Origin of the sequence: Collinsella tanakaei, from assembly GCF_016902615.1 — a bacterium.
Lineage (GTDB): Bacteria > Actinomycetota > Coriobacteriia > Coriobacteriales > Coriobacteriaceae > Collinsella > Collinsella tanakaei_A.
The window spans coordinates 1-522 of record NZ_JACJMB010000078.1 but is presented as its reverse complement, the minus strand read 5'-3'; the positions used below and the strand labels follow the sequence as shown (position 1 = coordinate 522).

The following is a 522-nucleotide window of genomic DNA, read 5'->3' as shown; positions in this document are numbered from 1 at the left end:
TGTGGTTCGCGGACATCACCTACGTGAGGACCCATCAGGGCTGGCCCTGCCTGGCCGTCGTGATGGACGTGTGGTCGAGGATGATCGTCGGCTGGTCGATGTCGGCGAGCATGGCGGCCGAGCTCGCCGACGACGCGCTCAAGATGGCCATAGCGCGCAGGAGGCCCGGCAAGGGCTGCGCGCGCCACAGCGACCACGGGTCGCAGTACGCCTCGCTGCTGCTCGGGAAGACCATGCGCGAGGCCGGGATCGAGCCGTCGATGGGCTCGATATCGTCGCCCTGGGACAACGCGGCGATGGAGTCGCTCATGGGCCTCATCAAGGCCGGGTGCGTGCACGCGCGCACCTTCGAGAGCCGCGACCAGGCGGCGCTCGAGATCTTCGAGTACATCGAGTGCTTCTACAACAGGGTCAGGACCCACTCGGCGCTGGGATACCTCAGCCCCGAGGAGTTCGAGCGGGCCAACCGGCCCGAGGACGATCGCCGCATGAAGGCGGCGTAGGGGTGTAAACGAAATCGGG

General features: G+C 67.2%; 1 protein-coding gene. It reads left to right on the top strand.

Annotated elements, in window-relative coordinates; translation table 11 throughout:
• A partial coding sequence (locus H6A21_RS10785) for an IS3 family transposase (protein ID WP_204562781.1) occupies positions 1-503 on the top strand: 503 nt, incomplete at its 5' end.
• Positions 504-522 lie beyond the last annotated feature (19 nt).